Below are 19,824 nucleotides of genomic sequence, written 5' to 3'. Positions count from 1 at the left end.
GCGCTCCATGTCCTGGATGGCGCGGCGAACGCCTCCACGCAGAGTCGGCAGGATGCTCACCGGCCGGCCTGAACCTGGCTCGCCGATCATGGTTTCGGCATTTCCCGTTCCACCCCCGGCAGGCGAACCGCCGAGGGCCCTGGAGGACGAGGCAGAGGCGACGGCCACGCGCTTGCGGTGGACACAAGGATCTGGCAGTCGGTTGTGTGCGTCAAGTTCTGCAAAATGGGCGATCATGAAACTGGTCATGCGGCTTGGCGTAGAGCGAGCTTCTTGTGCTCGCGCAGATCATCCATGTTGATATAGCGGTTGGCCTCCATCCAGTTTTCGTTGGTTTCGACGGCCAGCGCCCTGACCAGGCGCAGGCAGCTTTCGGCGTTCGGGAAGATGCGCACGACATAGGTGCGCCGGCGGATTTCCTCGTTGAGCCGTTCAAGCATGTTGGTGGACTTGAGGTGCTTGTGATGCTGACGCGGCAGCCGGAAGAAAGTCAGCGTCTGTTCTATGGCTTCTTCCGCCCAGGTGGTCAGCCGCGGGTAGCGGGCGGACCATTTGGACAGCCACGCGGCGAGATCGGCCTTGACCTCGGCGAGATCGCGCCGGTCGTAGAGCCAGCGCAGTTCCTGCAGACAATCGTCGCCGTGCTTCCTGGGCAGGTGATCGAGCGCGTTCCTGAGGAAGTGGACGTAGCAGCGCTGCCATGCTGCTTCCGGGATCACCTCGCCGATCGCCGCGACCAGGCCGGCATGGTCGTCGGACACGGCCAGTTCGACGCCCTTGAGACCGCGTCGTTTCAAGCCGACGAGGAAGTCCTTCCAGGCCGAGCGGCTCTCGCGATTGGCCATCTCCACGGCCAGGATCTGCCGGCGCCCGTCCCAGTCGATGCCGACCGCGATCAGCACCGCCTGGCTCATCACGATGCCGGCTTCGCGCACTTTCTCGTAGCGGGCATCGAGAATGAGGTAGGGGAATGGCTCCTGAAGCGGTCGTTCGGCAAACGCCTTCAGGCTCTCGTCCAAGCGCTTGTTGATGGCCGAGATCGACGAAGCCCAGAACGCATGACCGCACAGCTCTTCCGTGATCGCCTTGACCTTGCGGGTCGACACGCCCTGCACATACATCTCCGCAAGCGTCGCAACCAAGGCCCGCTCCGAACGCTGGTAGCGCTCGAACAGCTCGGTGGAGAAGTGACCCGCCCGGTCCTGTGGAACCCGCAGCTCAAGCTTGCCCACCCGGGTGACCAGGGTGCGGCCGTACCCGAGCGGATACCCAAGGCGCTCAGGCGTGCGTTCGCCCTTCGAAGCACCCAGCGCCTCCTCCATCTCGGCCTCGAGAACCTCCTGCATTACCGCACGGATCACTTCGTGCAGCCCCTCCGGGTTCGAAAGCAGAATGTCTTTGACGGCAGCGCTGGTCGATTTACCTTCTGTCTTGGTCATGGTGGCGTTCCTTCCAGGGAATCGGTGACGTTGAACATCACCAGCCTGCCATGACCGCCCTCTATCAGCGAATTTGCAGAACTCTCAGCACACTACCTGGCAGTCATCCGGGCGTAGCTAAGAAGATGATATACATTAAAGGCCCGCAGCCGGTGTCTCAACTGCCAGGCGGGCAGATCGATAGGGTCCATATGGCGACGTACGGATTGAGCACCACTCCTCGAAATCGGGGGTTGGAGATGTCGCCCATCACGCCTGAGAGAGTCCGCGAGACAGAATCGCCTCAACGCGCTAGGTCGACGCGCGACGCGACGATGGTGTGGTAGCCTTCCACCGGTCCGGCCGGCCGGCGGCGCTGCCTTCTGCCCAGTTCATGGCCCGGGCCCGCCAAGATCACGACGGCCCGACATCACATCGCCGCCTCATGAACCCGCCATAGCCGAACGGCATCCACCGTCTCGTTGGAGCCGTTGATATGCGGCCACGCCGCGGGTTTTTGTGTGGGTTCTCCGGTCCGCGCGGCCGGCGCGGCGAAGCATGCGCTCCATGGACAGATGGGTGACGGTGACAATTGGGCCGGCACAGCGGGACGGGCCGAACTCGATCATAGCTGTGAAGAGCATCGAGCGCACGGCGGTGCTTTCCCAGACGCTCGGTTCCTTGGGCGCCGTCTTTCCTTCCAACAGCACAAACAGTATCGCAAAACATGGTCGCCCCGCCCGACATTCGTCCGCACATCCGTGGGGCCTCCCCTTGAAAACGCGGTATCGTAGAGGGTGCATGTAATTCGTTGCCAAGTCAGTACCAACCAGCCGCAATAAGTGCATCATGATGCGTCTAGAGGAAGGGATGACCTTGCATTGGAGGCGAATGGCCAGCCGAAAACAGCCTTTGCTCATGCTCAATAGAACCAAAGACGAATTCAGCTTCTCAGAGAATTGAAGATCGTGATGAGGCCAGCAGGGCTACGGCCTGATCCTTGGTGTGCACGCCGAGCTTCTTCTTCACATTGTCGAGGTGGAAATCGACGGTACGCGGCTTGATGCCCAAGATGCAGCCGACAGCCCAAGAGGACTTGCCGCGCGCGGCCCATTGAAGGCATTCATATTCACGAGGTGTCAACGGAACGCCGTCCACTGTTCGATTGCCGGACAGCTTTCGACGAGCATAAATGTGAAAACATGTCGCCATGAGTTGGAGCGCCTGTTCGTATCGCCCAGCAACGCGCAGGGAGGCGGAATTGGGCTTATCAGCGGCAAAGGTCATAGCTGCAACACAGCCTCTGCGATCGATAATCGGGATTGTCAAACCGCACCGGATGCTGAACTGGGCCGCCTCATCGAATAGCTTCTCTTGAGCCGGCAACATCTCAATGCAACGCAAATCCGACCCCGGCCATTGAAACGGGGAGCCGCCACACCGCGCACGTATAATGACGGGATCGACTTTCTGATACTGGTTTTGCAGATAGTGAGCGGTCCAGGGAGGTGGATAATTTGAGATCAGCTTGGGCTCGCCACAAGACTGCAACGGCAAAGACAGATAGGCAAAGGTGAGTAGATCAAGTGCTGCGGCCGCCCCAGCCATGGCATCCCGGAAATCTGTTTCATCGACACTCTCCGACAACTTTTCAAGAAATGTCTCGAAGAGAGGCGGCATGTTCTTCGTCATTGTCCTCGCTCAATCGCTTTGTCCATCTGCTGCGCGCCATTCTGACCTGGAGACTCCGCCATAAGCCGAGCCTGCATAACTGCGGCCGGTCTTGGCGCTGCGTGATCTTCGCATAGTCGTCACCAACCGCAGCTGCGCTGGACTGTTCGAACGGCCGTCACGGAGAAGCTACAGCATCTTCCCAACGCAATAACGCAATCGGAGAGATCTTCTTGCGAAATGAAATCCTCGCCACCCCTGCATGGTACAATCGTGATCGTCCTGCGCCACCATCATCGGGGCGTTATCAAAAGCCCTCAATCAAATGGTCGCCCGGTGAACTTGGGTCGACAGAGAAGAGGACAACGGAGTAGGCGCATGTCGCCGTTTTGAGGCCAAAGATCCGGGCGTATTGTTGCAACGCTATCTGATTGTTGCTGGGCAGATCAACTCCGAACATTTGCCATGGATAGAGGGGCGCTGTTCTCCGCTAAATTCAAACACCAATTATCATCTTAAGCCGGGCCCAACCCAAGGCGGCACTATCGCTCGACACTGCTGCGGAGACATTCGATTGAAGGCTCTGAAGCACTTTGCGAAATGCGAAGCAGACGTAAACCCGCAGGCCATGGCAACGTCAATGATGGGCATTCGTGTGCCTTCGATCAGGCGCTTCGCATGGTCTGTGCGAATGCGGAGATAGTGACGCACTGGCGGAACTCCGATATGGGAAGCGAACAAGCGCTCCAGCTGGCGCCGCGATACTCCGGTCCGTTGCGCGACCTCCTCCATTGTCAGCGGGAACTCTACATTTTCCTCCATGATCCGCATTGACATCAGGAGCTTGTCGCTGACACCCGCAAAGGCTAGACCCGACGGCCCGGTCTGGCGGTTTGATCCTGAGCGCTGACCTTGGACAGTCGAGTGGCGGCAGACCTCCTGTGCAATATACCCGCCGGCATGGCTGCCGATCAGATCGACGGCCAGGTCAAAAGCTGCCAGTTCTCCTGCGCAGGTTGAAAACTGGCCGTCCTTGACAAACAGGGAATCGTTTATGCGGGGTTGGTTGAATACTTCGGCAAAAGCAGCGAGCCGCGACCAGTGTATCGTGCAGCGTGTACCTGCCAGAAGCCCCGTACGAGCGAGCAGCCATGTCGCTGTCCCCACCGCAGATATCGGCACCGCGCGACGCGCCATCGTTCGCAGAAATCCGTTGAGCTCAGGCGTCAGTTGCTGTTCTACCGGTTCGCCCGTTACGATAGCGAGCTGGTTCGGTCTTCGATCGTCGGAGCCGAAAACCAGTTCGTCTATCGTGACATCAACAGCAACCGAAAGGCCGTTGGCGCCCTCGATCGGCCGAGCGTCAAGCCCCGCGATGCGCCACCGGAACAGCGGCAGGCTCGACACCGTGTTTGCGATGCGAAAGGGTTCAATATAGGCGTGAAGCGACAGGTGCGAGAACCCGGGTAAGACCAGAACCACCAGGTCAAACGGTCGATCGGCCGCCGCCGGTTTCTTCGGCGTGGCCAACGACGTGATTGCTCTAACGTTGGCGGGTGCGTTCACTAGGATCCGTACGTGGCTACTGGCTGACCGAACATGCCGGGTTCCGGTTTGATGCCGAGGCCGGGCAGTTGCGGTACGGCGATGTGACCGTTTTCGATGACAATCGGATTCTTCGCGTCGAAATGTCCTTCGATATATTCCTGCGCGATCCAGGCGCCCTCAAAACGGCGCGGCTCCACAGTGGAACCTAAGTGCACGCAAGCCGCCGCGATTATGTCGCCACCCCATGCGTCATCACAACTGTGCGGTAGCGAGCGGATGGCGCAAACGTCGCGGATTGTCGCCATTTTGGTGAGGCCGCCGAGACGCGTGACCTTGAAGCCGAAGCCGTCCGCTATGCCGAGGGAGATCGCCCTGAGTACTGCGTTCTGATCTTCGGTGCTCTCGTCCAAATATACCGGATGCGTCACCCTGCCCTTCAGGGTGGCGATCTCATCCATAGTATTGCAGGGTTGCTCGAAAACGAAGGGGATCGCGTGGCAAAGCCGGTCAAGATGAATGGCGGCAGCGACAGTGAGCCCCCTGTTGCCATCCACTGCGAGACGCGCTTTGTAGCCTACCGTTTCCCAAACCTTGTGAATCGAGGCCACATCCTGTTCGAGATTCCGCCCCGAGATTTTGACCTGCAGGCGTGGATAACCTGACTTCACCTTGTCGGCGGCTATCCTGGCCGTTTCGTCAGGCGGGCCAACAATGAGCGAATAGTAGGCCGGAACACGGTCGACGAGCGCGCCTCCCAGCAGTGTCGAGACCGGCACTCCAAGCCGCTGGCCGAGAACGTCAAGGAAGGCTATGTCGAACGCTGCCTTGGCATAGCCATGCCCGTTCAAGCGCTCGTCCATGCATTTGGTGAGGAGCCTGATCGAGGCAATCTCGGCACCCATAAGACCTGGGGCGATCTCGGCAATCGCCGCGCGTGCGCCGAGCGCGTGATGCGGCTGATAAACCGGCCCGACCGGGCAGGTTTCGCCCCAGCCAGTCAGTCCGTCATCGGTGCCAATCTCGACTATAGTGCTGTCAAGCGCGTCTACGTCGTCGCTGGCCATTCGGTAGGTGCCACCTTTAACGGGTAGCTGGACCTTATAGACGTTGATCTGGTCAATGCGCATGAGGATGCTCAGTATTCCTCGTTGAGCGCGTCGACAGCGGGGATTTCCCGCGAGCGCCGATCGATATACGCGCGCAATTCCTCGTCCTTGGCGATGTCGAGCTTTGGTTCTTCATATTCGGCCAGAAGGCGGCGCGCATGCTCCAGGGCACGCTGCTTGATGTCCTTTGAGCCATCAGCGTACCACTGCTCAACCGAGTTATTGTCGAAGAGTTTCGGAATAAAGAAAGCCTTCTCGAAGTTCGCCTGTGTATGCGGATGGCCAAAGTAATGGCCGCCTGGCCCGACGTCGCGGATCGCAGCCAGGGCTTCATCGAAATCGTCCCACTGGATGCCTTGTGTCATGCGATAGCCCATCGCGCAGACTTCGGCGTCGACAACGAATTTCGCGATCGAGCAGTGCATGCCGGCTTCATTCCAGCCAGCAGAATGCCAAATGTAGTTTGCACCTGACAGCAGCACGGCCATCATGGTCATCGCACTTTCATAGCCAGCTTGCGCATCGAAGATCTTGGCGCCGCCAAGCAAGTTCGAAGTGCGCCATGGCACGTTATAGCGACGAGCCATCTGGCCGATCATGAAATTCATGAGCGAAATCTCTGGCGTTCCCGCCATCGGCGCTCCCGATTGCATCGACACGGTCGATAGGTAATGCCCATAAATCGCAGGGCAGCCCTCGCGCACCACCTGCGTGTAGGCAAGTGCGGAAAGCGCTTCCGCATTGAGCTGCGCCACTGCCGCCGCGGTCGAGGCTGGCGTGTTCGCGCCGCCGAGAACGAAGGGCGAGCACAAGACGGGCTGATTGCGCCGGCAGAAAGCTCGCATGCCGCCCAGCATGACCTGGTCCCACACCAGCGGCGAGTTGCCATTGCAGTTTCCGGTGGTGACTGCATGGTTCTCAAGGAAGCCTTCACCGAAAAGGATTTCGCACATGTCGAGCACGTCCTCGGCATTCTTGGGCGAGGTGGTCATGCCCATGAAAATCTTGTCGGAATGCTTTATTGACGAATAGGTGATGTGCAGGTGCCGGTGCGCGACGACAATGTCCATCGGTTCGACGATGTGGTGAGCCGACGAATGTAGCGCCGGCATCATATGGGCAAGCTTGTGGAAGGTCCCAAGGTCCGCGATCGTCGGGCCACGCCTCACATCATCGAGATCGCGCATGTACGGCGCGCCTGTCATGGGCACGAAGATTGATTTGTCGCCTCCGAGTTCGACATTCTTCGCCGGATCGCGCGCGAAATATTCGACGTTGGGGGGAATGGTCTTGATGAGCTCCATGACCAGGCCGCGGTCGAGATGAACGCGGTCATCGGCGCGCACGTCCGCTCCGACTCTCTTCCAGTCCTCAATCGCGATCGGATCGCGAAACACCACGCCTACTTCTTCCAGGATAGAGAGAGAAGCCTTGTGAATGCGTTCGACCTGCTCGGCATCCATCGGCTCTACCACCGGCAGGCCGCGCTTGAGCGTCGGCAACATGTCGACCTTTGGTGCGGTGCGGATCGTCCGCCTCGCTTCCCGCCCGCCTCTACGAGAGAGCTGTAGTTGAGCAGTCATGCCGGCCTCCAGACAAATATGTCGCGACCGAAACCGGACCGCACTCAACCATTGCCGGAGCTTTGAGCCTTGACCTACTGCAAAAGTCTCATGCGAGTGTTGACTAAAGGGCAGGCTGGGCCGCCGGCTCACTCACCCGGACTCGAGAGATGGTCGGGTGGAGCAGCGGCGGAGCTTTCCACGTCGCAGCTCAGCCTTACGGATACCGCGGAAACTTGGACGTAATCGGCCATGACCGTAGGCATCCCGACAGGCAGAGATGATGATGCATTGCCGCAAAGCGAGCGAACTAAAGTCAATCGGGAGGCGACTTTTTTGCGTCGGCTGGCTCCCGCGGTTCCGTGGTAGCACGTTTCTTGCTTGGTGCCGGGCAAGAACAGAATAGCCCATTCCCGGATCAGACGAGGTGAACAAAAACGACAACCTCGGACTCATCTAGGCATCAGATGGGTAGCGACAGGAGGATTTGAATGCCAAGGCCAAATCTCGTCAATAATGTACTCAGCGCGAGCACGTCGCGCAGAACCTTGCTGAAAGCAGGCGGCGCCGCCGCGCTTGTCATGAGCGGCCTGACGACGGGCGCCAGGGCCGACGCGTCCCGGCCGCTGGTCTATGCCTTCGCGGCATGGTCCGACGCGCTGGCAATCACCTATGTCGGCGCGAAGCTCATCGAGGACAATTTCGGCTACAAGGTCCAGCCGCTGCAGGCGGAGCCAGGCGTGATCTATGCCTCGCTTCAAACCGGGAAGGCCGACCTCTATTCGAACTCCTATATGCAGGGGATGGGCCCGCTGAAAGGCGCCTATCACGGCGGCCAGGCGGACTATGTAAAGAAAGTCGCCGGTTCCATCAAAGTCGTCGGCGTTGCGGAAGGCCCGATGACGCAGGGCCTTGCCGTTCCGGACTATGTAGACATCAAGAGCATCGCCGAGCTCAACGACCACGCCGACAAGTTCCCAGGCGGCATCATCGGCATCGACGCCGGCTCCGGCCTCATGCAGTCCGCGGATGCAACGGTGAAGGCTTACGGTCTCAAGCTCAATCTGGTCCCGGGCAGCGAAGCTGCCATGGAAGCGGCCTTCCAGCGGGCTTACTCGAAGAACGAACCAATCGTGGTCACCACTTGGGAGCCGCTCCCGATGTGGAGCAAATTCAAGATGAGGTATCTCGAGGATCCCAAGAAGACGATGATGTCAGAGCCCTTCTACTGTTTCCACGTTACGTCGAAGGACTTTGAATCGAACTTCCCGAAGGCCCAGGCATTTTTGACAAGGTTCCACATCCCGAATGGCGACGAAGCCAAGATCATGGGCTGGATCGACGGCGGGATAAAGCCTGAAGACGCCGCCTCAAAGTGGATCGGCGAAGTGAAAGGCAAGGGCATTATCGAGCCGTGGCTCGCCTGATCCCGAAGCACGCATCCTCCCAAGAGTGCGGGGTCCGCGCCGACCCTGCATCACCACCTGTATTATGCGCGGGAGCCTCGAATGAGCACGCGAAAGCCGGCCGTCGAGATCAAGGATCTCTACAAGATTTATGGCGGCAACCCCGAAGTGAAACTGGACAGACTGCGTTCGGGCGCCTGCGGCCCCGACGAGGGCGGCGGTTTCGTCGCGCTCAACAACATCAACATGACCATTGAAACCGGGAAAATCTTCGTCGTAATGGGTCTCTCAGGCAGCGGGAAATCGACCCTTCTTCGCTGCATCAACCGCCTTGTCGACCCCACTGCCGGCCAGATAGTGGTCAATAGGCAGGACATCACGAAAGCCGGCAAAAAGGAACTCCGCCAGATCCGCTCCAGCATGATCGGAATGGTGTTTCAACATTTTGCGCTCCTGCCGCACATGTCGGTCATCGAAAATGTTGCGTTTGGGCTCCGTGTCGCCGGGGTCGGACGCAAGGAGCGACGCGAGCGCGCAGGCAAGGCACTCGAACTCGTAGGGCTCAGCGGATGGGGCGACCGAAAGCCGTCCAACCTTAGCGGCGGCATGCGCCAGCGCGTTGGCCTGGCGCGTGCCCTGGTGATGGACACGCCGGTGCTACTGATGGATGAGCCGTTCAGCGCGCTCGACCCGCTCATTCGCGAGGAGATGCAACAGGAGTTGCTTCGGCTTCAGAGCACTCTGAACAAGACGATTGTCTTTGTGACACACGACCCAAACGAAGCGGCAACGATCGGTGACCGCATCGCTATTCTCCTCAACGGAGAGGTCGTCCAGGAAGGCCAGCCGATCGATATCGTGCTCTCCCCCGCCAGCGACTACGTCAGGGACTTCGTGCGGGGCATCGATGTCTTCAAGGTGCTGTCGGCTGGCCAAGCTATGGACGCCGTCTGCCCGCCGGTGGAACTGGCGAACAGGCCGATCTCGGAATGGACGAAACATCTGTCGAAAGACTTCGTAAAGCTCGCGCCCGACGATCTGGTCGCCCCCTATCTCGATGAGCTGGCGAAAGAGCAGCGCGCTTTTATCGTGGTTCAGAACGACGGAACGCCCGTCGGGACGGTTACCCCTAAGTCCGTTCTCAGAGCGCTCGCGGCCCATTCCTCGTTAGCCGGCGCGACGCCGAAGATCGAGAAACCGAAAGCTGCCGACACGACGAGGGCAAACGCCGTGGCAGAACGCGCGACACAATAACGATTCAAACGACTCTAGCTGAGGATCATGAGGATGGATTTTTCGGAGTTTGCAGGCACGGTTGCCGCGTCAATCGACGAGTTCACGTCCTACCTCTCAATGCATTTCGGATTTGTCTTCGATTTCATCTCGACCGTGATCCTGGGCATACAGCAGCCCTTGGCCACGGTCCTGACGAGTGCGCCGCCCTGGCTGAGCATCACGACCGTTATGGCCGCTGGTGTCCTGCTCGCGCGGCTCTCGCTGGCTATCCTCAGTGGATGTGGGCTGGCCTTCATCCTCGTCATGAATCTCTGGGCGCCGGCGATGGTGACACTGTCCCTGGTGCTTACGGCAGCCGTTGTCGCCCTGGCCATCGGGATACCAATCGGCATTCTCATTGCTGAATCGAAGCGCTTGAACGCGGTGGCTGAGCCAATACTCGACTTCATGCAGACGATGCCTCCGTTCGTGCTGCTCGTTCCAGCCGTGTTCTTCTTCGGCGTTGGAACGGTTCCGGGCATCGTTGCGACGATCTTCTTCGCCATGCCGCTGCCGATCAGGCTCACGGCCCATGGTCTCAAGATGGTTGAGCCGGAAATGGTCGAGGCGGGGGAGGCCTTTGGCGCAAGTCGCCTGGCCGTGCTGTTCCTGATCAAATTGCCGCTGGCGTTCCGCTCGATTATGGCAGGCGTCAACCAATGCGTGATGATGTCGCTATCCATGGTCATCATCGCCTCCATGATCGGCGCTGGCGGCCTGGGCGACGAAATCATTCGGTCGATCTCTCGTCTCCAGGTTGGGAGGGGCGTCGAAGCTGGCCTTGCGGTCGTTGTTTTGGCAATCCTGATCGATCGCATCACCAGGCGGATTAGCGAGAAAGTTGATCCGAGGGCCTGACAAACATGAAGCCCGGTCAATGGCGGGCTTCTCCTCGTCACGCAATCGGCAGTGGCAACTTCTTGGTGCGTCCCCCATCGATGACGTAGACCTGCCCGGTCACGAAGGAGCTTTCTTCCGAGGCAAGCCAAACGGCAAGGTTTCCGACATCAGTCGGCTCACCAAGACGTCCAACCGGATGCATTGCGAACAGTTCCCTGCGGACACGCGAACCGTCAGCCATGCTGTCGATGTAGATCTCACTGAGGTCAGAATTGATCCAGCCCGGCGCAATGGCATTGCACCGGATACCCTCGTGCCCATGGTCCACGGCGACGGCTGCTGTAAAGCCGTGAATGCCAGCTTTCGAAGCGGAATATGCAGGGTGACCCGGATTAGACGCCAAGCCTTCAATCGAGCCGATGTTAACAATGCTTGCAATGCCTCGCTTGCGAAGATGCGGCATTGCCGCCTTCGTTAACAAAAATGGGGCCTTGAGGTTGATCTTCATCATCTGGTCCCAGTCCGTCTCGGTCATTTCCTCGACGGTCTTCTCGAACATGATCCCGGCGTTGTTGACGAGGATGTCAAGGCCGCCAAATCGCTCGACGACGGCCTGAACGGCCGAAACGATGTGCTCGGAGTTCGCAAGGTCCGCCTTCACGTAAAAGGTGCGATCGTTGAGGATCTCGTCGGGTGGCGGGTTCCTCTGCACAATGGCAACCTTGGCCCCTTCCTCCACGAAACGTCGCGTGATGCCGGCGCCGATGCCACGGCCGCCGCCAGTGATGATGGCAATTCTTCCTGCAAGTCTGTCAGCCATGGGGTGTCCTCAATAGACCGGCTTGGCGCCGTTCACTTCAACGGCCGTGCCGGCGATGTAGCGGGCGGCATCGGAACTCAAGAAATACACCGCATCGGCGATGTCTTCCGGCTCAGCAATGCGCCCGAGCGGAACCGTCTTGTTGAGCTCCGCTATGGCAGTGTCGGGATTGAAGCCGCGCTTGGCGAAGCCCGTGCGCAGCATCGGCGTGTTGACCTCATTTGGACACACCGCGTTGACTCGTATCCGGTCACCGGCATGATCGCGGCCAAGGCACTTCGAGAACGCTGCTACTGCCGCCTTGCTGGTGCAGTAGGCGGGATGCCCGGGTCCGGGATAAAGTCCCCAGCACGATGCGATGTTCACGATCGCGCCGCCGCCGTGGCCCGTCATATGGCCGATCGCCCTTCGGCATGTGTAGAATATCGATGTGAGGTTGATGTCGAACGTCCGCTCCCAATCCTCATCGGTCGTCTCGAGGATATTGCCCCTCGTGATGATCCCCGCATTGTTGACGAGCACGTCCAGCCTGCCTGTGATCTGGATGGAATAGTCGATCAAATCTTCGCAATAAGCCTTGTTCCTGAGGTCGCCGGCCTTGCTCCAGACATTCTGTCCGATTCGATTGAGTTCGGCCTCGAGCTGGTCTAGGCCAGCCTGGTCGGCGTCTCCGGCAATCACATGAAAGCCGTTCGCGACGAACTGCTTGGAGATCGCTTGGCCGATACCTCCCGCCGCGCCTGTGATCACCGCCGTTTTCTTTTCAATGCCAGTCATAGCTCAAGCCATCTCTGAGAGGGAAAGTTAGGCTCATAATCTCTCAACGGCGGGCGAAGACCAGTGGGGCGGCCCTGCAAAAGTCTCACTCCCTTGTTGAGTAGTTGAGCCCAGATATTGCCATGGACATGCTAAGGTGTAGCTGCGTCGGACATGGGCTTGGGCAGCGTCGCAGATCGCGCAGCAGGGTGCGTACCGTTTCCCTATGTTGTGGAGATGGCTCGGGGATCGCAGCCATAGTCCGTCACTTATAAATGATTTGCCGATATCTTGGGGTTCGCTTGCCCAATCTGTCGCGCCGGGCGAATATTGAAGTGTTTGGAGCTTGAGATGGTCCGCCGCTACTATGACCTTCCGTCCCTGACTGCTTTGGCTGTTTTCGAGGCGTCTGCCCGGCACTTGTCATTCAAATTGGCTGCTGCGGAACTGAACGTTACTCCCGGCGCCGTGAGCCGGCAGATCAAGGCGATCGAGGACGAACTCGGAGTTCCGCTGTTTACCCGATTAGGAACCGGTGTGGCGCTGACAAGCGCCGGCGAAGACCTTTACGGCGTGTTGGCTACCGGTTTTTCGCGGGCCGCAGATATCGTCCGAAATGTGAAACACGGTGACCGTTCCAAGAACGTCACGCTGGCATGCACGGACGCCTTCGCGTCAACGTGGCTGATCCCGCGAATGCCGGATTTTTGGACGAGGTACCCGGATATCGCTGTTGACCACCTTATCTCGGACAATCCCCGCGATTACCGCCGCGCCGAGGTCGAATTGCGCATCCGCTACGGGTTCGGATCGTGGTCGAATGAAGATGCTGAGCTCCTTTTCAATGAAACAATCTACCCAGTATGCGGGCCTGGGTTTGCAAGCAGGCACCGCGATGCAACGGCGGAATCCTTGGCCGATCTTCCCCTGCTGCATGTAGATTGGGTGGATCCCGACTGGGCTGGCTGGGACGAGGTCCTCCGACGCGCGGGGGTCTCGAATGGTCCGACCCGCGGTCGGCGCTTCGGCAAGTTCTTCGTTGCGCTTCAGGCAGCTCAGGCCGATCAAGGGGTGGCTGTTGGGTGGCATCGCCTTGTCAAGGCGCAGATTGACGAGGGAAAACTCGTCAGACTGACGGATCTCGAGCTCCCAGCCCCTGGCAGCTACTATCTCACATGGTATCAAAATCGTACGCTTTCCCCTGCCGCCCAGAGCCTGCGTAGCTGGATCCGGGAAGTGGCGGCGCAAGAACGAGAAAGCTACTAGAGCTCTCTGCCGGCGCGCTTCTGCATCGCCCACAACTTCACCGGCGCGCCGATCGAAATCAGCGGTTCTGGATAAAGCTGAATCGGGCTTGGCTCTTTCAGGGCGTCTGCAACCATTGGCTCGTTACTGCCAACGGCAAGATCGGCAGCCAGCATCCCGTAGAGGGTGCCCTGAACCGTTCCCAGGCCATTGCAGCATCCGGCAACGAAGACTCTGTCTTCAATCTCGCCGAATGCTGGCGCGGAATTGAGAGAGAGACACAAGTGGCCTCCCCAGCGAAATTCCATCGGTGCTTGACCCAGCATCGGGAAGCGCGACTGGAATGATCGGTCGTGCACGGCGCCGATCCGACGGATCTGCTTCTCACTGGTGGACATGTCCGGATTATAGGTGAAGGTGTTGCGGACGACGATCCGATCGCCGATCCTCCGGATGGTTGATCCCATCGGATCGGCCGGGATCAAGCCCCAATGCGGCTCACCTCCGACCGCTGTCTGTTCGCTCTTGGAAAGCGGCCTCGTCATGCTAGCGTAGGTGAACACGTGCAGCAGGCGATTCTTAAAGTAACCAAAACTTTCGAGATGACCATTGACTGTCAGTATCAACCGCGGCGCGGTGATCTCGCCCTCAGCCGTCTTGGCAGTATGCAGTTTGCCGGTCTGTAAAGATGTGACCGGGGAATTCTCGAATAGCTGCACACGCCTCGACAAGCCTTGGGCGAGTCCACGTATGAAGCCGGCCGGCTGTGCCATTACCGTTCCCGGCGTGAAGGTGCCGCTGAGGAAGAAGTCGGTACCGGTGATTTCCTTCAACTGCGGCCCGTCGAGCCGCTTGAATGGCTCGCCTAGCCCGGTCAGGTGCTTTTCGAATTCGCGCAGGACCGCAACACCGTGATCAGTTGCAGCTCCATGGTACTTGCCGGCTCGAACGAAGTATTTCTGCAACCCGTATTCGTCCGCAGCCGAAGCAGAGAATTCGATCGCGGCCCGGTTCATGCGGATGCGCTTGCGGTCTTGATCCTGCCTTCCGCCGTAATGCTCCCCACCGAGCTCGTGCGGAAGGTCGATCATGAAGCCGGAGTTGCGCCCGGCAGCACCCCAGCCGACGCGCTGAGCGTCTAACACCACTATGCGCTCGTTCGGCACCAGTTGTGAGAGGCGCCGCGCGGCCGCCAAGCCAGCAAATCCAGCTCCTACAATGAGCCAGTCCGCCTTATGACGGCCGCGCAGCACCTCAGGTGCCTTGGGAGGCGGCAGAATACCGTACCAACCGGGCATGGATGTATCCGCAGGCGTGCGGACAGCCTCATAATCGCTCATCGGTGCGACCAGGCTAGTCTACCGAACGAGAGACTTTAGGATCGGAGATGTCCGCCCAGATGGTCTTCAGTTCAGTATATTGGTCATGGGCATGCAATGACTTGTCTCTTCCCCCGAAGCCCGAAAGCTTGAAGCCGCCGAAGGGAGTCGAGACATCCCCTTCGCCGTAGCAGTTGATCGTCACCGTCCCGGCGCGAATGTCCCTTGCGATGCGATGCGCCTTGCCGAGATTGGCGGTAAAGATTGAAGCTGCAAGCCCGTATTGAGTATCGTTAGCGACCCGGAGCGCCTCGTCAGCGTTGGCCACTTTGATTACCGACAGCACTGGACCGAAAATCTCCTCTCGCGCAATCGTCATTTCGGGCGTGACATCGTCGAATACGGTCGGCTCGATGAAATAGCCTTTGCCATGCTTGTGGGCGTTGCCGCCCATGACGATCCTGGCGCCTTCCGCCCGCCCCTTCTTGATGTAGCCCATGATGCGGTCGAACTGCTCCTTGGACACAATGGCGCCCAGCCGATTGCCCGGATCCAACGGCTCGCCCATGGGCCATTCCTTGAGCTTGTGGAGGACCGTTTCCACCAAGCGGTCCTTGATCTTCTCGTGCACGATCACGCGGGAATTGGACGAGCAGTTCTCGCCCATGTTCCAGAAGACGGCCTGGGTGACATGCTGCGCCACAACATCGAGATTCTCCGCGTCTTCCAGCACGATGCATGGGTTCTTTCCCCCGCATTCGAGCACGATGCGCTTAAGATTGGACTTGGCGGAATATTCCAAGAATTTCCGGCCGACGTCAGTTGAACCGGTGAAGGCAACCATGTCGACATCGGGATGCACGCCGAGTGCCTTGCCGGTCACTTCGCCCGGACCAGTGACGATTTGCAGGACGCCTGATGGCAACCCGGCCTCATGCGCCAGTTCGGCGATCCGCAACGTCGACATGTTGGTCTGCTCGGCCGGCTTGACAATGACGGAGTTGCCCGTCGCAAGTGCCGGACCGATCTTCCAGGCCAGCATGAGGATCGGGAAATTCCAAGGCAGAACGCAGGCGACTACGCCCAGCGGCTGGCGCACGATCATCGACACGACATCGTCGCCCGAAGGTGACGTCTGGCCATAAAGCTTATCGGTGGCTTCCGCATGCCATTCCAAGCAATGCAGGGCTTCGGGGATGTCTATGGTTTCGACGTCGTAGATCGGCTTGCCGCTTTCGAGCGTCTCAAGCACGGCAAGCTCATGGGCGTTGCGTTTTATCAGCTTTACCAGGCGCCGCAGCACGCGCTTGCGCTCGCTCGGATGCGCACGCGACCAAGCGCCCGATTCGAAGGCCAGTCGTGCCTTCTCGACAGCGAGATCGACATCGGCCTGGCCGCAGGAAGCGATCTTGGCGATGACCTGCCCTGTCGCGGGATTGATGGTCTCGAAAGTATCCCCAGATTGTGCCGCCCGCGCTTTGCCGTTAATTACTGCGCTGGTCGGCAGTGGCAGGCTGTCGGCTAGGTTCTGGTACTCATCACGCGTTAATAGCGATGACATTCTCGGAAGCCCTCTTCTGGGATTTTGCAGTGATTGACGCGATGACTGCCTTAAGGGTGCGGATCGTCGACTCGAGTTCCCGCTTCTGTTCGTCGCCGAGTGCCCGCATCGGCAGGCGCACGGGCCCAGCGGGCAATCCAGCCAGCTCGCACCCGAACTTGATGCTCTGGACGAATTTGCCGCCCTGTTCGAGAAGCCTCATCAGTGGCAGAAGCGCCGACATGATCTGCCGGCCCTTGGTGAAGTCCTTCTCGATCACGCAGGCTTCGTACAGCGCGAGGTGCTCTGCCGGCAGGCAGTTGCCGGCGCCACAGACCCACCCTTTTGCGCCCCAGGCGAAGAATTCGAGCGCCTGATCATCCATGCCGCAGAACAGGTCGATATGCGGATAGTCGCGAGCCAAGGCATGCAGCTGGTTCATGCTGCCGCTAGATTCCTTGATGGCACAGAAATTGGAGCTGCGACCGACGCGGTCCAGGAACTCTAGATCCATCATCGTTCCAGTGCGACCGGGGTAGTTGTAGAGCATCACCGGTAGATTGGCGGCCTTGTCGATCGCAAGTGCATGATTGGCAAGTTCGAGCTGCGTGGGAACAGCGTAATACGGCGAGCCGATTAGAATGCCGTCGTACTTGAGGTCCTTTGCAATTAGCCCGTATTCAATGCAGTCGTCGGTGCGAATGGAGCCGACGCCGGCGATCAGGGGCATCTTCCCCTTCACCACGCTCCTCGCAAGCTTAAGCAGGCTAACACGCTCGTCGCGTGACTGGGCGTAGTACTCTCCTGTCGTACCACCAACGATGATACCGTGGACCCCAGTTGAGACCAAGTGCTCGACCATGACGCAGAAGCCTTCACGGTCGATCGATCCGTCCGCATGAAAGGGCGTTGTGACGGGCGGAATAACGCCTTTGAACGACATCTGCCTGACTCCAATTCGGGCTATTGGCCAGTGTTATATGCAAGCTGAGGAGCGGCGGCAGTCGAATTAAATTCACCTGGCAGGGAACTTTTTTGCGGCTCGGGCTGATCGAGCATACCTGCGAGAACCGGCGTATGGCCGCAGCCGCCTGACACGAGCAAGTCGCTCATCGACGGCTACTAACCCTTGGCCAATCGGGGATTATGATGGTACATCGTCTTGGCTCGAGACTGTTGAGAAACTCCAGAAGGTGGTATCGTCACCTCAAATCCGGGGTTTTGTTTGATATCTAGTCACGAGAGCACGCAGTATCGTTCGATTGTCTCGAGCCGCGATCGAAGTACGCTTGAGAGCCTGTTGAAAACAGTCCCATGCCGCGGCGAAGCGTGAGCTCATAACGTGTCATTGGAGCATCGACCAATTCGATGCGTAGCAACTCCGCGAGCGCTCCGCCGTTCGTCGCTTACGGCGACGGTGAAAGGTCGCGCAGGTCGTCCATATTGATGTATCGGTTGGCCTCCATCCAGTTTTCATTGGTCTCGACGGCCAAAGCCCTGACCAAGCGCAGGCAGCTTTTGGTATTGGGGAAGATGCGCACGACATAGGTGCGCCGGCGGATTTCCTCGTTGAGCCGCTCCAGCATGTTGGTGGGTTTGACGTATTACGCAATCTAATCTACCGATCCACCTCGAGGAGCCACTCGAATTAAACTCAATCGGCAAGCTATATTTTTGCCTCTCCGCAAGGTTTAGATACGTGCTAGTCGTCCCTAACCCTTTGATCGTGCGCTGCTAATCGGCGAGTCCAAAAGCTGACGACTAAACGGCCCGCAGCCAAGTAATTTGCCTGTTGGCAAAGGAACAAAACATGAGCGTCACAAACCGTGAACTTGATAGCAGGCGCAGAGCGGCGGTTCCCAGTGGTGTAGCGTGCGCGTTCCCAATATTTGCTGATAGAGCTCTTAACGCAGAGCTTTGGGACGTTGACGGACGACGTTACATCGACTTCGTGGGTGGAATGGGTGCCCTCGCTGTTGGTCATTCGCATCCTGGAATCGTAGCAGCGGTTCGCGATCAGTTGAATCGCTTCACTCACACCTTTTTTGGAACTGCCCCATATGAAGGCTATGTTGCCTTGGCCGAGCGACTAAATGCTCTTGCACCGATGGCTCCAGCCAAGACCCTGCTCGTTACAACAGGCGCGGAAGCAGTCGAGAACGCAGTTAAGATCGCTCGTTACCACACGGGCCGCCGGGGAATTATTGTGTTTAGCGGAAGCTTTCATGGCCGAACGCTCCTGACGCTAGGAATGACAGCCCAAGTAAACCCTTACAAGATGGGTTTTGGTCCATTTCCAGGAGACATTTATCGTGTTCCGTTCCCGTACGCTTATCGCGGAATCAGCACGCAAGACGCCCTGTCAGCCCTCCATGCTCTGTTTGAAACAGAACTCAATGCCTCAGAAGTAGCCGCAATTTTCATTGAGCCGGTGCAGGGCGAAGGTGGATTCCTGCCGGCGTCCTCTGAATTCCTTAAAGCCCTTAGACAGATCTGCGACACTCACGCCATAGTTTTGGTCGCTGATGAGGTCCAGTCGGGTTTCGGACGGACGGGCAGGCTTTTCGCCATAGAAAACTTTGACGTTCAGCCGGATTTGATAGCTGCCGCCAAGAGCCTTGCGGGCGGCCTGCCACTTGCAGCCGTGATCGGCAAGGCCGAGATCATGGACTCGGTTCACCGAGGGGGGCTTGGGGGCACTTACGCGGGTAATCCATTGGCATGCGCAGCCGCACTGGCAGTCCTAGACGTTGTTGAGAACGAAGGATTGCTCACTCGGGCGGAAGAAATCGGTGCGCGCCTACAAGCGGGATTCGAGCGCCTCCGAATTAGAAGCAACCATGCAGAGATCGGCGAGATCCGGAGGCTCGGCGCAATGATTGGCATAGAATTGGTTACGGATAGCGTCAGCCGCGAGCCGGCGACAGATGTCACCGCGAGAATCATCCAAGAAGCCGCTCGAAACGGCCTGCTGCTGGCCTCGGCAGGACGCTTTCACAACGTGATCCGCTTTCTTGTGCCGCTCACAACTTCGAACGACATTTTGGACGAAGCCATATCTATCCTTGGTCGATCAATGGAAGATATGTCTGAACTCCAAGCCTAGCGCGAAGGCGAGGGACGCGGAGGTAACCAGTGGAGCCGCCGACCGCCTCGTAATTCTGATCTGGCGGGTCGGATTCACACCGCCCCCTTTCGGCACAGTTGATCTATGAGTGCTGCGCCGATTTGGCAGCGCCCTGTCGTCGGGAAGCACGCCTTGGAGATCGGGCGCCCAAAGTTGTGTGCCCGGAAGCGAATGTTGTGTTCCTCCGACGC

The 19,824-nt window shown here is 58.8% G+C and carries 15 protein-coding genes and 1 pseudogene; 5 read left to right on the top strand and 11 right to left on the bottom strand.

Features of this window, described 5'->3' with window-relative positions:
- Window positions 1–245 precede the first annotated feature (245 nt).
- The 5 genes from ACYHH6_RS09975 to ACYHH6_RS09955 all read right to left on the bottom strand — a co-directional run bounded on the left by ACYHH6_RS09975 (window position 246) and on the right by ACYHH6_RS09955 (window position 7,326).
- On the bottom strand, window positions 246–1,439 hold the full coding sequence (locus ACYHH6_RS09975) for an IS256 family transposase (protein ID WP_352592423.1): 1,194 nt from the start codon (window positions 1,437–1,439) through the stop codon (window positions 246–248).
- 930 nt (window positions 1,440–2,369) lie between these two features.
- A complete protein-coding gene (locus tag ACYHH6_RS09970; protein WP_435053462.1) occupies window positions 2,370–3,098 on the bottom strand; it encodes a LuxR family transcriptional regulator in 729 nt (242 codons plus the stop codon).
- A gap of 501 nt (window positions 3,099–3,599) precedes the next feature.
- On the bottom strand, window positions 3,600–4,619 hold the full coding sequence (locus tag ACYHH6_RS09965) for a GlxA family transcriptional regulator (protein WP_352592427.1): 1,020 nt from the start codon (window positions 4,617–4,619) through the stop codon (window positions 3,600–3,602).
- 35 nt (window positions 4,620–4,654) lie between these two features.
- Complete coding sequence (locus ACYHH6_RS09960) at window positions 4,655–5,764, bottom strand: mandelate racemase/muconate lactonizing enzyme family protein (protein ID WP_352522263.1); 1,110 nt, start codon at window positions 5,762–5,764, stop codon at window positions 4,655–4,657.
- 8 nt (window positions 5,765–5,772) lie between these two features.
- A complete protein-coding gene (locus ACYHH6_RS09955) occupies window positions 5,773–7,326 on the bottom strand; it encodes a trimethylamine methyltransferase family protein (protein WP_352522265.1) in 1,554 nt (517 codons plus the stop codon).
- Between the two features lie 470 nt (window positions 7,327–7,796).
- Between ACYHH6_RS09955 and ACYHH6_RS09950 the strand changes: the two genes are divergently transcribed.
- The 3 genes from ACYHH6_RS09950 to ACYHH6_RS09940 all read left to right on the top strand — a co-directional run bounded on the left by ACYHH6_RS09950 (window position 7,797) and on the right by ACYHH6_RS09940 (window position 10,844).
- Window positions 7,797–8,732: a glycine betaine ABC transporter substrate-binding protein gene (locus ACYHH6_RS09950; RefSeq protein WP_352592431.1), complete on the top strand. Its 936-nt coding sequence runs from the start codon at window positions 7,797–7,799 to the stop codon at window positions 8,730–8,732.
- Window positions 8,733–8,813: 81 nt separating this feature from the next.
- A complete protein-coding gene (locus ACYHH6_RS09945; protein ID WP_352522261.1) occupies window positions 8,814–9,965 on the top strand; it encodes a quaternary amine ABC transporter ATP-binding protein in 1,152 nt (383 codons plus the stop codon).
- Between the two features lie 33 nt (window positions 9,966–9,998).
- Entirely contained in the window at window positions 9,999–10,844 is an 846-nt protein-coding gene (locus ACYHH6_RS09940) for an ABC transporter permease (RefSeq protein ID WP_023690615.1), read from the top strand.
- 37 nt (window positions 10,845–10,881) lie between these two features.
- Here the strand turns inward: ACYHH6_RS09940 and ACYHH6_RS09935 are convergent, their stop codons facing one another.
- Together ACYHH6_RS09935 and ACYHH6_RS09930 are read right to left on the bottom strand one after the other, a co-directional pair.
- Window positions 10,882–11,646: an SDR family NAD(P)-dependent oxidoreductase gene (locus ACYHH6_RS09935; protein WP_352522260.1), complete on the bottom strand. Its 765-nt coding sequence runs from the start codon at window positions 11,644–11,646 to the stop codon at window positions 10,882–10,884.
- Window positions 11,647–11,655: 9 nt separating this feature from the next.
- A complete protein-coding gene (locus ACYHH6_RS09930; RefSeq protein ID WP_352522259.1) occupies window positions 11,656–12,423 on the bottom strand; it encodes an SDR family NAD(P)-dependent oxidoreductase in 768 nt (255 codons plus the stop codon).
- 330 nt (window positions 12,424–12,753) lie between these two features.
- Between ACYHH6_RS09930 and ACYHH6_RS09925 the strand changes: the two genes are divergently transcribed.
- Window positions 12,754–13,668, top strand: a complete 915-nt coding sequence (locus tag ACYHH6_RS09925; protein WP_352592437.1) for a LysR substrate-binding domain-containing protein — start codon at window positions 12,754–12,756, stop codon at window positions 13,666–13,668.
- Here ACYHH6_RS09925 and ACYHH6_RS09920 read toward each other — a convergent pair.
- The 4 genes and pseudogenes from ACYHH6_RS09920 to ACYHH6_RS09905 form a co-directional block, all read right to left on the bottom strand.
- Window positions 13,665–14,987, bottom strand: coding sequence for an NAD(P)/FAD-dependent oxidoreductase (locus tag ACYHH6_RS09920; RefSeq protein ID WP_352592440.1), 1,323 nt, complete (start codon window positions 14,985–14,987; stop codon window positions 13,665–13,667). The two genes, ACYHH6_RS09925 and ACYHH6_RS09920, sit on opposite strands and share 4 nt — an antisense overlap.
- 13 nt (window positions 14,988–15,000) lie before the next feature.
- Complete coding sequence (locus ACYHH6_RS09915; protein WP_352592443.1) at window positions 15,001–16,527, bottom strand: aldehyde dehydrogenase; 1,527 nt, start codon at window positions 16,525–16,527, stop codon at window positions 15,001–15,003.
- Window positions 16,505–17,449 (bottom strand): dihydrodipicolinate synthase family protein, encoded by a 945-nt coding sequence (locus tag ACYHH6_RS09910; RefSeq protein ID WP_023690608.1) that lies wholly within the window; start codon window positions 17,447–17,449, stop codon window positions 16,505–16,507. The genes ACYHH6_RS09915 and ACYHH6_RS09910 overlap by 23 nt, the downstream gene beginning before the upstream one ends.
- Before the next feature lie 463 nt (window positions 17,450–17,912).
- Window positions 17,913–18,110 (bottom strand): annotated as a pseudogene (locus ACYHH6_RS09905) (transposase); the annotation flags it as partial.
- A 206-nt stretch (window positions 18,111–18,316) separates the two neighbouring features.
- On the opposite strand from ACYHH6_RS09905, the gene gabT reads away from it, so the two are divergent.
- Window positions 18,317–19,612: a 4-aminobutyrate--2-oxoglutarate transaminase gene (gene gabT, locus ACYHH6_RS09900; RefSeq protein ID WP_352522255.1), complete on the top strand. Its 1,296-nt coding sequence runs from the start codon at window positions 18,317–18,319 to the stop codon at window positions 19,610–19,612.
- The last annotated feature ends 212 nt before the right edge of the window (window positions 19,613–19,824 follow it).

The sequence above is a fragment of the Mesorhizobium sp. P171375 genome, from assembly GCF_057786075.1.
The sequence above is the reverse complement of the archived record's forward strand: the minus strand, read 5'-3'. Positions and strand labels throughout refer to the sequence as shown.